At 37.8% G+C, this 12,678-nt stretch carries 18 protein-coding genes and 1 other annotated feature; of the genes, 17 read left to right on the top strand and 1 reads right to left on the bottom strand.

Going from position 1 to position 12,678, the window contains the following annotated elements:
• Positions 1 to 22: 22 nt before the first annotated feature.
• Positions 23 to 139, top strand: a sequence feature (ribosomal protein L20 leader region).
• A 48-nt stretch (positions 140 to 187) separates the two neighbouring features.
• From infC to ON15_RS02095, 14 genes are all read left to right on the top strand, one after another.
• Positions 188 to 694 (top strand): translation initiation factor IF-3, encoded by a 507-nt coding sequence (gene infC, locus ON15_RS02160; RefSeq protein ID WP_010579833.1) that lies wholly within the window; start codon positions 188 to 190, stop codon positions 692 to 694.
• A 22-nt stretch (positions 695 to 716) separates the two neighbouring features.
• Positions 717 to 917, top strand: coding sequence for a 50S ribosomal protein L35 (rpmI, locus tag ON15_RS02155; RefSeq protein WP_010579832.1), 201 nt, complete (start codon positions 717 to 719; stop codon positions 915 to 917).
• Between the two features lie 62 nt (positions 918 to 979).
• A complete protein-coding gene (gene rplT / locus ON15_RS02150; protein WP_010579831.1) occupies positions 980 to 1,339 on the top strand; it encodes a 50S ribosomal protein L20 in 360 nt (119 codons plus the stop codon).
• Between the two features lie 147 nt (positions 1,340 to 1,486).
• On the top strand, positions 1,487 to 2,023 hold the full coding sequence (locus tag ON15_RS02145; RefSeq protein WP_010579830.1) for a YqeG family HAD IIIA-type phosphatase: 537 nt from the start codon (positions 1,487 to 1,489) through the stop codon (positions 2,021 to 2,023).
• Positions 2,016 to 3,131, top strand: coding sequence for a ribosome biogenesis GTPase YqeH (gene yqeH, locus ON15_RS02140; RefSeq protein ID WP_010579829.1), 1,116 nt, complete (start codon positions 2,016 to 2,018; stop codon positions 3,129 to 3,131). The genes ON15_RS02145 and yqeH overlap by 8 nt, the downstream gene beginning before the upstream one ends.
• Positions 3,131 to 3,463: a YhbY family RNA-binding protein gene (locus ON15_RS02135; protein ID WP_010579828.1), complete on the top strand. Its 333-nt coding sequence runs from the start codon at positions 3,131 to 3,133 to the stop codon at positions 3,461 to 3,463. Before yqeH ends, ON15_RS02135 begins: the two co-directional genes overlap by 1 nt.
• Positions 3,464 to 3,475: 12 nt before the next feature.
• Complete coding sequence (locus tag ON15_RS02130) at positions 3,476 to 4,111, top strand: nicotinate-nucleotide adenylyltransferase (protein WP_026049438.1); 636 nt, start codon at positions 3,476 to 3,478, stop codon at positions 4,109 to 4,111.
• Positions 4,095 to 4,694, top strand: coding sequence for a bis(5'-nucleosyl)-tetraphosphatase (symmetrical) YqeK (yqeK, locus tag ON15_RS02125; RefSeq protein ID WP_040524690.1), 600 nt, complete (start codon positions 4,095 to 4,097; stop codon positions 4,692 to 4,694). The genes ON15_RS02130 and yqeK overlap by 17 nt, the downstream gene beginning before the upstream one ends.
• A 12-nt stretch (positions 4,695 to 4,706) precedes the next feature.
• The gene (rsfS, locus tag ON15_RS02120; protein WP_010579825.1) at positions 4,707 to 5,063 is read left to right on the top strand and encodes a ribosome silencing factor; all 357 of its coding nucleotides are present in this window, start codon (positions 4,707 to 4,709) and stop codon (positions 5,061 to 5,063) included.
• A gap of 9 nt (positions 5,064 to 5,072) precedes the next feature.
• A complete protein-coding gene (locus ON15_RS02115) occupies positions 5,073 to 6,218 on the top strand; it encodes a nucleotidyltransferase (RefSeq protein ID WP_010579824.1) in 1,146 nt (381 codons plus the stop codon).
• Between the two features lie 80 nt (positions 6,219 to 6,298).
• Positions 6,299 to 6,835: a YceD family protein gene (locus ON15_RS02110; protein ID WP_026049437.1), complete on the top strand. Its 537-nt coding sequence runs from the start codon at positions 6,299 to 6,301 to the stop codon at positions 6,833 to 6,835.
• Between the two features lie 73 nt (positions 6,836 to 6,908).
• On the top strand, positions 6,909 to 7,085 hold the full coding sequence (gene rpmF, locus ON15_RS02105; protein WP_010579822.1) for a 50S ribosomal protein L32: 177 nt from the start codon (positions 6,909 to 6,911) through the stop codon (positions 7,083 to 7,085).
• Positions 7,086 to 7,199: 114 nt separating this feature from the next.
• Positions 7,200 to 7,784 carry a ribosome biogenesis GTP-binding protein YihA/YsxC gene (gene yihA, locus ON15_RS02100; protein ID WP_010579821.1) on the top strand — a complete coding sequence of 195 codons (585 nt, stop codon included), beginning with the start codon at positions 7,200 to 7,202 and terminating at the stop codon, positions 7,782 to 7,784.
• 17 nt (positions 7,785 to 7,801) lie between these two features.
• Positions 7,802 to 8,101 (top strand): nucleoside triphosphate pyrophosphohydrolase family protein, encoded by a 300-nt coding sequence (locus tag ON15_RS02095; protein WP_010579820.1) that lies wholly within the window; start codon positions 7,802 to 7,804, stop codon positions 8,099 to 8,101.
• 30 nt (positions 8,102 to 8,131) lie between these two features.
• On the opposite strand, the gene ON15_RS11700 is transcribed toward ON15_RS02095, so the two are convergent.
• A complete protein-coding gene (locus tag ON15_RS11700) occupies positions 8,132 to 8,287 on the bottom strand; it encodes an SPJ_0845 family protein (RefSeq protein ID WP_169313775.1) in 156 nt (51 codons plus the stop codon).
• 197 nt (positions 8,288 to 8,484) lie between these two features.
• Between ON15_RS11700 and ON15_RS02090 the strand changes: the two genes are divergently transcribed.
• From ON15_RS02090 to uvrC, 3 genes are all read left to right on the top strand, one after another.
• The gene (locus ON15_RS02090; protein WP_010579819.1) at positions 8,485 to 9,945 is read left to right on the top strand and encodes an ABC transporter substrate-binding protein/permease; all 1,461 of its coding nucleotides are present in this window, start codon (positions 8,485 to 8,487) and stop codon (positions 9,943 to 9,945) included.
• A gap of 10 nt (positions 9,946 to 9,955) precedes the next feature.
• Positions 9,956 to 10,684, top strand: a complete 729-nt coding sequence (locus ON15_RS02085) for an amino acid ABC transporter ATP-binding protein (protein WP_010579818.1) — start codon at positions 9,956 to 9,958, stop codon at positions 10,682 to 10,684.
• A gap of 207 nt (positions 10,685 to 10,891) precedes the next feature.
• Positions 10,892 to 12,670, top strand: coding sequence for an excinuclease ABC subunit UvrC (uvrC, locus tag ON15_RS02080; protein WP_010579817.1), 1,779 nt, complete (start codon positions 10,892 to 10,894; stop codon positions 12,668 to 12,670).
• Positions 12,671 to 12,678 lie beyond the last annotated feature (8 nt).

Here is a 12,678-nt window from a genome sequence, read left to right as displayed (position 1 = left end):
GGTAGAACTTGAAAAAAGTTAGAGAAAAAAGCAGAAGCACCCGCTTCTCGCCTGACAGACAAAAGCCTGTGGGCCGATGAACGATAATATAGTTTTGCTGTGCGGGTAGCTTTGGTCGAAGCTACCCGTTTTCTGCTACATTTCTCGGAAATTTAATTGGAGGTGAAAGACCATAGCAATCGATAAAATGGTTAACGAAGGCATTCGTGCCCGTGAAGTTCGGCTGATTGCCAATGATGGTTCACAGTTGGGAGTTAAGTCTAAACAGGAGGCATTACAAATTGCTGAAAGAGCAAATTTAGACTTGGTTTTAGTAGCTCCTAAAGCCAAACCACCAGTTGCCAGAGTCATGGATTTTGGAAAATATCGGTTTGAGTTGCAGAAAAAGCAGCGTGAAGCGAGAAAAAAGCAAAAAGTTATTAATGTCAAAGAAGTACGGTTAAGCCCAACGATCGATGTTAACGATTTTAATACCAAGACAAAAAATGCTCAGAAGTTTTTGAGCAAAGGTGATAAAGTCAAAGTATCAATTCGTTTTAAGGGTCGAGCAATTACTCATAAGGAAATCGGTTATGATGTATTGAACCGTTTTGCTAAAGCAGTGGCAGATGTTGCCACTGTTGAATCAAGGGCCAAAATGGATGGAAGGAGCATGTTTATGATGCTTGCTCCGCAGGCCGAGAGTAAGGCTTAATTATTTAGGAGGAAATTGAATTATGCCAAAACAAAAAACACATCGCGCATCAGCAAAACGTTTCAGCCGGACAGGCAAAGGTGGTTTGAAACGTTTTAACGCTTTTACAAGCCATCGCTTTCATGGAAAAACTAAGAAACAACGTCGTCAATTACGGAAGGCATCAATGGTTTCTAGCTCAGATATGAAACGGATCAAACAGATGCTGTCACAGATGAAATAATTGGCAGCAGCAGCTGTCTGATTTATCGTGAATATTGGATCGGAGTTTAAGGAGGAATTATTATGCCACGTGTTAAGGGTGGAACAGTTACACGTCAACGTCGTAAAAAAATTATTAAATTAGCCAAAGGTTACCGCGGTGCCAAACACTTACAATTTAAAGCCGCTAAGGAACAAGTCTTAAAATCATATCAATATGCTTTCCGTGATCGTCGAAAAAATAAGAGTAACTTTCGAAAGTTATGGATCGCACGGATCAATGCTGCAGCGCGGATGAATGATATCAGCTACAGTCAGTTGATGCATGGCTTAAAAGTTGCTGGAGTTGAAGTAAACCGTAAAATGTTAGCTGATTTAGCTGTCAAGGATGGTGCTGCTTTTAGTGCGCTTGTTGATGAAGCAAAAAAGGCATTGGCTAAATAAGAACATTTTATCTAAGAAGGTCGGGATCATTTTTTGGTCCGGGCCTTTAATTTTAGTCAAACAGTCTTGAATATTTGACGGTGATTTTGCTTATTAGATCAGTTTTGACCTATAATATATTAGGTTAAGAAAATAGGAGTGTCACGAATGTTTGAAAGATTTAAGCCAACTTGGATGTTAAACTCAATTTATAGCTTGACCCCAGCAGATTTAAAAAGACATGGAATCAAGGCGATCCTAACTGATCTTGATAATACCTTGATAGCTTGGAATCAACCTCAAGCACACAATGATCAAATAAAAAAATGGCTGGTGATGATGAATGAAGCAGATATTTCTGTAATCATAGTTTCAAACAATAATCATCGCCGTTTGCAAAAATTTGCTCAGCCACTGGGAATTAATTTTATTGCTCGAGCTGGGAAACCGTTTGGCTTTGGAGTGAAAAGAGCTAAAAAGCAGTTGAACTTAACTGATGACCAAATAGTTTTAGTTGGTGATCAATTATTGACAGATATTGCAGCTGCTAATCGCACAAATATTCGTAGTATCTTAGTTAAACCATTAGTTGATTCGGATGCTTGGAATACTAAAATTAATCGTCTGCTGGAAAAAGTAGTTAGCCACTATCTATTAAAACACAATCTGCTTGGCGATGAATGGAGGAATAAATTGGATGGCTGAAGAACACTTATTTTGTGTTGGGTGTGGTGCACCAATTCAAACTAAACGACCACAAGAATTGGGATATATTCCAGCTGCAGCTTTAGTTACCCGGGGGAATCAACAGCTTGATATTTATTGCCAACGATGTTTTCGCTTACGCCATTATAATGAAATTGAACCGGTATCATTGACAAATGATGATTTCCTGAAAGTTTTAAGTCGAATTAGTCAGCAATCTGCTTTAGTAGTTAATGTAATTGATATTTTTGATGTTGATGGTTCACTTTTGCCGGCTCTGCACCGATTTATTGGTGATAATCCGTATATTTTAGTTGGTAATAAGGAAGATCTCTTGCCAAAGTCTTTAAAACGCGCCAAAATCAAAGATTGGTTGCGTCAGCAAGCTAATCACTTTGGTCTCAAACCTTTAGCTGTTGTTTTATTGAGTGCGGAAAAAAATCGTGGAATCGACGAGCTGTTGGAGCAGATCAATAAATATCGTCAAACAAGAGATGTTTATTTTGTTGGGGTAACAAATGTTGGCAAATCAACTTTAATTAATCATTTATTACAGCAGGCGGCTGGCATTAAAAACTTGATTACAGTTTCACGTTTTCCTGGCACGACCTTAGACTTTATTAAGTTGCCATTGACAGATGGTGGCAATTTGATTGATACACCAGGAATCATACAATCAAATCAAATCATTCATCGCTTGACAACGAAGGAAATGAAGTTGATCCAGCCAATTAAAGAATTAAAGCCTAAGGTTTATCAGCTAGGAGCTGGTCAAACTTTGTTGCTGGGCGGGCTAGCGCGGATTGATTATTTAAAATGTTCAAAAAAGTCGATGATTTTATATCTTGCTGGGCAGTTGAAGGTGCATCGAACGAAGACCGAAAATGCTGAACATTTTATTGATCGACATTTAGGAGGACTTTTACAACCGCCATTTAAAGAAAATGCGGCCAGTTTTCGAAACTTGCAGCGGCATGTTTTCAAAACTCAGCAAAAAAGCGATCTCGTATTTTCAGGGTTAGGTTGGGTGACAATTCCAGCCGGAGCAACTGTTGCTGCATGGGTTCCGAAAGAAACTGGAGTGACAATTAGAAAGGCAATGATTTAATGAAGAAACAAGAACTAAACAATCAGCAAAAGAAGTGGCTGAAGTCGATGGCTCATTCATTGCGCCCATTAATTCAAATTGGGAAGCAAGGAATTACGGAAATTTGGCTGCAGCAGTTGGAAAAGGCATTGAATAAGCGTGAACTGCTTAAGGTTAGTCTCTTGCCAAATGCTCCAGTCACTAAAAGTCAAGCGGCTGAATTGATTGAAACTAAATTGCCCGCCAACGTTTTGCAAAAAATCGGACATGTGCTCGTTATCTATCAGCGCTCAAAAGACAAAGAAAATCGCTATTTCTCAGAAAAAGTCAAACATTTATCAGTCAAGGAGTGAAAAGATTTGAATTTGGTAACTTTTCAAAAGCCAATTGTCAAGCCGATTTTCGAAACAGAATCAGTCATTCCTAAACAGCGAATCGGAATTTTAGGTGGAACTTTTAATCCACCGCATATTGGACATTTAATTGTTGCTGAACAAGTCTACCAACAATTGGGATTAAAGAAAGTTTTGTTTATGCCAGATGCTAATCCACCGCATATTGATCACAAAGAAGCAATTGCTGCAGCTGATCGAAAAAAAATGGTTGCATTAAGTATTGCTGATAATCCGCATTTTCAGTTAGAAGATTGTGAATTGCGCCGTGGAGGAATCAGTTATACTTTTGAAACAATCAAAGCTTTGCTGGAAAAACATCCGGATTATGAGATTTATTTTATTATCGGTGGTGATATGGTTGCGTATTTGCCAAAATGGCATAAAATAACTGAATTAGTTAAACTAGTGCATTTTGTTGGTGTTAGACGGGCTGGATATCCGACGAGTAGTCCTTATCCGATTTTGTGGGTTGATGTACCACTGATTCAAATCAGCTCGACTCAGATCAGGGAAAGAGTCAGGGCTGGTAACTCAATTCGTTATCTAGTACCAGATGCAGTCAGTGAATATATTCATAAGGAGGGTCTTTATGGTGAAAGAAATTGAATATCAAGAACATTTTTTCCCTGGTACAAGGCAGGAATTATTGAATAAGCTCAAACAAAGTGTTAAGGAAAAACGTTATCGGCATATTTTAGGCGTTGAGCAAACAGCAATAAGTTTGGCTGAAATTAACCAGGTCGATCTGGAAAAGGCGAGTGTTGCTGGCTTAGTCCACGATTATGCTAAGGAACGAACGACAGCGGAATTTAAAGCGGCAATTCAGCAATATCAACTTGATTCGGATTTGTTGAATTGGGGAAATTTTATTTGGCATGGAGTGGTTGGTGCAGAAATTATTCGTGATGAATTAAAGATCACTGATCCAGAAATCTTAAATGCCGTTCGTCGACATACAGTTGGCGCAGTTAAGATGACGAAGCTTGACAAATTGATCTATGTAGCTGATTTTATTGAGCCTAGTCGTGATTTCCCGGATGTTGAATTTGCTCGGAGCTTGGCATTTGCTGATTTAGATCAAGCAGTCAGATTTGAAACTAAGCATACGTTGGAATACTTGGTTAATTCAAGTCAAACGATTTATCCGCCAGCAATTGATACGTATAACCAATGGGTCGTAAAAAAGTGAAAGGAAAATTCAATGAAAAATTCTAATTTGTTGAAAGTTATTGTTAATGCTGCTGATGATAAAAGAGCGGAAGAATTGGTAGCTTTGGATATTCACCAGGTTTCTTCGATTACTGATTGTTTTGTGATTATGCAAGCCGATTCAAAACGTCAAGTTCAGGCAATTGCTGAAGAGATCGAAGAAAAAGTTGCAGCTGCCGGATTTGAAATTCAGCGAATTGATGGTAGAAATAGTGGAACTTGGGTTTTGATTGACTTAGGTGATATAATTGTCCATGTTTTTCAAACTGAAACGCGTAAATTTTATAATTTAGAAAAGCTTTGGTCGAATTGTCCGTCAATTGATTTACATTCACTGATTAACGAGTAAGGTAAGAAAATGACAGTTGTGGGAATCATTGCCGAGTTTAATCCTTTTCATAATGGCCATTTATACTTATTACAGCAGATCAAAAAAAAGTTTCCGCAGGCGACGATTGTAGTAGTAATGAGTGGCAACTTTCTTGAACGTGGTGAACCGGCTTGCATTGATAAATGGATCAGAACCAAACAAGCTATGCTAGCTGGAGTCGATTTAGTGGTTGAATTACCAGTTGCTTATTGCATCCAGCCAGCAGATCGATTTGCTTGGGGAGCAATAAAGATCCTTAATGAATTAAAGATCGATTATTTATGTTTTGGAGCCGAGCATGCACAGTTTGATTTTAGTCAAATGGCACAGAAAGTTGCTGGAATTCATGGAAATTTTCAAAAGTTTAATGAATCATATGCAGCAGCATATCAGCGAGTGGTAACTGAAAAAGTTGGCCATCCAGTTGATCAGCCAAACGATTTGTTAGGATTGGCATATGCCAAAGCTTGTCAACAATTGGCAGCTAAGATTCAGTTGGTGCCGATCCAACGTGTTGCAGCGGCATATCATGATCAAGATTTGAATCCTAGGCAAAAAATAGCAAGTGCGACAGCTATTAGAAAGGCTTGGCAGCAAGCGGATCAGCAGGTTAGTAATTATTTACCGCCTGGTAGCTGGCGAATTATTGAAGAGCAAAAACCATTGACTTGGGATGACTTTTGGCCATGGCTTCGCTATCGGATATTTTCAAGTACGCCGCTGCAGCTGAAAACTGTTTATGATGTTGCGGAGGGATTGGAATATCGATTGCAGCAGCAGCTGCTGGGACTGCCTATGACCGCTAGTTTTGATGACTGGATTAAGGCCGTTAAAACCAAACGTTATACTTATACACATTTGAGTCGAGTAGCAGTTAGCATTTTATTGCAGTTAAAGCAAACTGAAGTTGAACGGCAATTTAAGCAGCCATATTTGCGGCCATTGGGTTTTAATGCACGCGGTCAGCAGGTCTTGCATCAGCTAAAAAAGCAAACTACATGGCCGGTAATCGTTAAGGTTGGTCAAGAAGAAGTCAAAAAAATTATTGAAGTAGATTACCGGGCTGGTAAAGTTTATGAACTAGCTAGTCACAGACCGCAGGATTTAAAGCGGTCACCAATGATCATTAATTAATAGGTGTCAAGTAAAAAACATTGACATTGCCTGAAATCGTCGGTATAATCAAAATTGTTGTATTGGAGGAAAAAGTTTTGGTGAATTGGACATTAAATGAATTGAAACGCAATTGTCGTGAACCGTTCAAGATTGCGGAAGTCATTGATGCTGCTTCAATTGTTAAAGCCAAAAATGGAAATGTTATTTCTGTTTCTCCTGCGAATGTGAATGGTTTTTTCTTATTAGATCAACTGGGGGTATTCGGCAACTTCAAAATCGAAGCAACTGTTATTTTGCCTTCAACACGGTCGTTAAAGCCAGTTAAAGTACCATTAAACTTTGGTGTTAATGAATATTACGTTGATGCTGCTGAACATGACTTGTCGAGATTTGAGCAAACTGATGTGGTAGTTCAATTAAAAGATGGTTTGCTTGACTTGGCGGAAGTAGTTGCTGATAATCTCTTGATTCATTTACCAAGTAGGATCTTGACCGCTGAGGAAGAAAATGGAAATTGGCCGTTGCCAAAGGGAAAAGATTGGCAATTGCTGGAAGAAGGGCAAAAGTTAAAAACCGGTCAGACGATTGACCCACGGTTAGCTAAGCTGAAAGATTTTTTTAAGAAACAATCTTAGACGCTAGTTGCAAAAATTCGAAAGAACCGGTACAATTTTGTATGTTGAATATATTTTAAAGGAGGTGGCTGTGATGGCAGTTCCAGCACGAAAAACATCGAAAACACGCAAGCGTCTACGTCGGACACATTATAAACTTCAAGCAGCAAGTTTAAGTGCTTGCCCAAATTGTGGTGAATTAAGAAGACCGCATCGTGTATGCCCAAGTTGTGGCTATTACGACGGAAAAGAAGTCGTTAAGGTTAAATAGTTGCTTTTTTAAGCAGACTAATTGGTGTTCTAAGTGCTGAACTTGGAGCGCTTTTTTTTAGCTTGCAACAGGCCGACTAATTACATTAAAATTTAAGCGAAAGGCTGATAATTTATGAAAATTCATCAAGCAGATCTTCAAATCAGTGCAGTTTCTCCGCAGCAGTATCCGCCAGCTATTCTCAGTGAAATAGCATTTGTCGGTCGCTCCAATGTTGGCAAGTCTTCGTTGGTTAATTCTTTATTAGGTCGAAAAAAACTGGCGCGCATTTCAAGTCAGCCAGGGAAAACACAAACTTTAAATTTTTATTTGATTGATCAGAAATTTCGTTTTGTTGACGTTCCTGGCTATGGGTACGCAAAAGTTTCACAACAAAAACGACAGGACTGGGGCAAAATGATTGAAACTTATTTAACACAACGAGATAATTTAAGAGGTGTTATCTCGTTAATCGATGGACGCCATGCCCCAACGCAACTAGATCAGCAGATGGTTGATTATCTGAAGTACTATCAATTACCGCTCTTGATAGTTGCAACTAAAACGGATAAAATAGCTAAGGGTCGTCGCCAGCAGATCAAGGCAACTTTTAAAAGACAGTTGCAGCTTGGTGATCAGGATCAGGTTGTGCTTTTTTCGATAGTCGAGCATTATGGTCAAGCTGAAGTTTGGCAATGGATCACAGAAAAAATATCTTAAAAGATTGGTGAGTAAGAATGGAATTTAATGAATATCAACGAGCTGCAAATCGAACTTTATATGGCAATGAACAGGTGCTAACAAATTGTGCGCTGGGATTAGCTGGTGAGAGTGGTCAGCTGATCGATTTGATTAAAAATTATACTTTTCGTGGCAAAGAGCTGGATCGTCAGGAAATGATCCATGAAATGGGTGATGTCCTCTGGTATTTGTCACAAATTGCGCAGTGGGCTGACATTTCCTTTGATGAAGTTGCCAAAACCAATATTGCTGCTTTAAATAAACGTTATCCAAATGGTTATTTGCCAGAAAAGTAAAAGAACTGTCAAGCTTGACAGTTCTTTTATTTATTTTTTCTTGCTCGGTTTTTTTTCTTGTTTATTGGTAAAAGACTTTTTGACGAGATCTTTGTTGTCTTCTTTTTTAGCTGGTGGAACAGGATCAGCAGCAAACTTTTCAAACATACGATCAAGATTATTTTGACGATTGATCATTAATCCCATTTTTAAACCTCCAATTTAAAAACTTTCATTTAGTTTAGCAAAAGTAAATGTAATTTTCAAATTTTATTACCGATACGGAGCCAAAAACTGCTTTTTTATTCTTTATGAATAAAAACAATTAAATTTGCCAGAATATTGCATAATAATTCTTTTAAAAGTATACTAACATTATTAAGTTATTTTAAAGGGGACAACTGATGAAAGTTAAGAAAATTTTGTTATTATTTATATTTTTACTGGTTGGATCGTTAACCTGTCTTGGAAAAGTACAAGCTTCAACCGATACTTCACTTCAACATGTTAAACAAAAAGGGACGTTAGTCGTTGGTACCAGTGCTGATTACCCACCTTACGAATTTACCGTTAAGCAGAATGGACAAACGAAATATGTTGGCTTAGATATTGAGATTGCCAAACAGTTTGCGAAAAACCTAGGAGTTAAGCTAGAAATTAAGAATATGAATTTTGACTCTTTATTAGTGGCTTTGGAAACTCGCAAAGTTGACATGGTCATTTCCGGCATGAATCCAACGCCAGAGCGACAAAAAAGTGTCGATTTTTCTAAAATATATTATCGTGGTAAGCAGTATATGCTGATTAATCAAAAAGATGCTACACGCTTTAAGAATATTCATAGTTTTAGGGGTCAAACGATCGGTGCACAAACGGGTTCTTTGCAATATCAATTGGTTCAACAGCAAATGAAAGGGAATCATCTTAAAGGTTTGGCTAAACTAAATGATTTAGTAATTGCTTTGCAGTCAGGCAAAGTCAATGCGGTAGCAATGGAAGAAGCGACTGCTAAGGCCTTCGCAGAAAATAATACTTCATTAAAGGTTATTAATCCAAATTTTAATGTTAAAGCTAGCCAAACTGGTTCGGCAATCGCGTTTCATAAAAATTCGCCGAGTTTAGTTGCCGCTGCTAATCGGACAATTGATCAGATTAAGCAAAAAAATTTGATTAATCAAAAGTATATTCCTTTAGCTGGCAAATATATGTCAAATAATTCACGGAAAAATACGATGTGGAATTATTGGACTTATTTTGCTAAAGGTATCGAATACACTTTGTTGATCACAGCAGTTTCAGTTTGTTTTGGTTTTGTTTTAGGGACGCTATTCTCTTTAATGAGATTATCAAAAATTAAAATTATACATTTGCTGGCAGTTTGGTATATTGAATTTGTTCGTGGAACGCCGCTAATGGTCCAGGTAATGTTTGTCTATTTTGGAATCGGGACAGTAATTCAGGCAATGCCAGCATTAATTGCAGGAATCATTGCAGTTTCTCTTAATTCAGCTGCTTATGTTGCTGAAATTATCCGTTCGGGGATCCAGTCAATTCCAATCGGACAGGCTGAAGCAGCTAGAAGCCTTGGAATGTCGCAGCATGAAGCTTACCGTTATGTGATTATCCCACAGGCTTTAAAAAATATTTGGCCAGCATTGGGCAATGAATTTATCACTTTGATCAAAGAAAGCTCGATCGTTTCCATTATTGGAGTTGGAGATTTAATGTACGAGATGCAGCTGGTTCAGTCAGCTACCTATAAAGGTGTTCTGCCGATTTTTATTGCAATGGTTCTTTATTTTGTAATGACTTTTGGCTTGTCGAATGTTTTGGGATATTTTGAGAGGAAGATGAAGCATGCCTAAAGATGATTTAATGATTGAAGTTAAACACTTGAAGAAAACCTTTGGCAATAATTTAGTCTTAAAAGACATTACTGAATCAGTCAAAAATGGCCAGGTAATTTGTGTGATCGGACCTTCTGGGTCAGGGAAAAGTACTTTTTTGCGGTGCTTAAATGTTTTGGAACAGCCAACTGATGGGAAGGTTTTATTTGAGGGCAACGATTTAACTGGAATTTCAGACGAGGAGCTTAATCAATTACGTCAAAAAATGGGAATGGTTTTTCAAAGTTTCAATTTATTTCCCAATTTGACGGTTCTAGAAAATATCGAGCTGGCACCAGTCAAGGTCAAAAAATTTCAACCAACAACTGCTAAAGCTAAAGCCATGGATCTGTTAACGCAAGTCGGCTTGGCTGAAAAAGCCGATCAGTATCCGCAAAGTCTTTCCGGCGGGCAGCAGCAGCGGGTGGCAATTGCGCGAGCATTAGCGATGAATCCAGAAGTTATGTTGTTTGATGAGCCAACTTCGGCTTTAGATCCGGAAATGGTTGGCGAAGTTTTAAAGGTTATGCGAGATTTGGCTGAATCGGGGATGACGATGGTGGTTGTGACGCATGAAATGGGATTTGCGAAAGAAGTTGCCGATCAAATTTGGTTCATGGCTGATGGTTATATTCAGGAAAAAGGGACTCCGGCTGAATTTTTTGCTCATCCTCAAACAGATCGAGCTAAAGATTTTTTGTCTAAGATTTTGTTATAAATTATTAACTGAATGATTAAAATTTTGAATTGCTAACGATCCTTTAGCGCTGAAAAAGATTTGCTTCTGAGGTATTTTAAAGAAAATTGCTTTGAAATTAAATACCATGAGCAGCTTTTTCAGCTTTTTTGCAGGTTTGAAAGTGGCGAGAATTTTTAATTTTGCCTATAATAAGAAATGACTTTTAAAACATTGAAGGGAAATTAGATGACAACACCTTATTTAGAAAATAAATTAAAGCTCTTGCCGAATCTTCCTGGTTGTTATTTAATGAAAGATATTAATCACAAAATTATTTATGTCGGCAAAGCTAAAAACTTAAAAAATCGGGTACGTTCATATTTTAAAAGCAGTCATGAAGGTAAAACGGCACGGTTAGTTGAAGAAATTCGAGATTTTGAAACGATCATTACTTCGACTGATAAGGAAGCTTTCCTATTAGAGATCACGCTGATTCAAAAGCACAAACCTTATTACAATATCAAATTAAAGCGCGGGACAGGTTATCCATATATTAAAATTACAAAAGAAAAAGATCCTCAATTAAAAATTGTTAGCCAAATCAAACATGACGGGGGAGCTTATTTTGGACCGTACCCAAACGTTTATGCTGCCACTGAAACAATGCAGCTTTTGCAGAAGGTTTATCCATTGCGGCGGTGCAACGGTTATCAAAAGCGTCCCTGCTTGTATTATCATATGGGGCAGTGCTTAGGCGCTTGTTTTCGCGAAGTTCCCGCAAGTGAATATCAAAAACAAATTCGTAAAATCAAATCGTTCTTAAACGGAAATGTTAGCGGAATTAAACAGGAATTACAAAAAAAAATGGAACAGGCTGCAGCAAAGCTTGAGTTTGAACGTGCAGCTGAGTTTAGAGATCAGATTCACTACATTGAAATGACAGTTGAAAAACAGAAAATTATTTCTCATGATGACACTCCAAGAGATTTATTTAATTGCTATTTAGATAAGGGGTGGCTATCAATCCAAGTCTTTTATATTCGACAGGCTCGGTTGATGAAACAAGAGCGGCGGCTTTTCCCTTGTATTGATACGCCAGCAGCTGAACTGGAATCGTTTATTCTACAATTTTATAATCAAAAAAATAAAGTTTTACCACGAGAAATTTTAGTTCCCGCAGGAATTGATCGGACAGTCTTATCAGCAATTTTAAATTTACCAGTTAAAACACCGCATCGTGGCCAAAAAAAGAAACTTTTAGATTTAGCGGCTAAAAATGCACGTTTGCTCTTAGAAGAAAAATTTAGATTGCTGGAATTAGATAATCGTAAGACCACTGGAGCGGTCAATCAGATTTTAGCAGCTTTGAATTTAAGTACAGGGCATCGAATTGAAGCTTTTGATCATTCACATATTCAAGGGGCAGATTTGGTTTCAGCTATGGTTTGCTTTGTCGATGGACGACCAGAGAAAAATTTTTATCGAAAATATCGTTTACGGACAGTTGATCATGCTGATGAGGCTGCCAGCACTCGGGAAGTTATTCGGCGGCGTTATACGCGTTTGTTAAAGGAAAAAGCTTCGTTACCTGATTTAATTTTAATGGATGGTGCTGAAATTCAAATTCAAGCAGCCAAAGATGTGTTGGTAAATGAACTTAATTTGAATTTACCAGTTGCTGGGATGGTCAAAAATGAGCATCATAAAACGGCTGATTTAATGAATGAAAAATTTCAGAAAGTTCAGCTTGATCCCAAAAGTGAAGGCTTTTATCTTTTACAGCGAATCCAGGATGAGGTTCATCGTTTTGCGATTACTTATCATCGGCAAACTCATTCCAAAAACTCTTTGGCCTCAAGACTGGATTTAATTCCAGGAGTTGGTCCAAAAACACGGAATAAATTATTGCATAAATTCGGCTCATTAAAAAAAATTGCAACTGCCTCTTTAGGTGAAATCCAGTCGCTGGGAATTTCATCTCAAGTTGCACAAACAATTAAAATTACGCTCAAGTCTTTTCAATGACTATTTAG

It is taken from the genome of Liquorilactobacillus vini DSM 20605 (genome assembly GCF_000255495.1).
GTDB classification, from domain to species: Bacteria; Bacillota; Bacilli; order Lactobacillales; family Lactobacillaceae; genus Liquorilactobacillus; species Liquorilactobacillus vini.
Note: the sequence above shows the minus strand (reverse complement) of the source record. Positions and strands in the feature narration are given on the sequence as shown.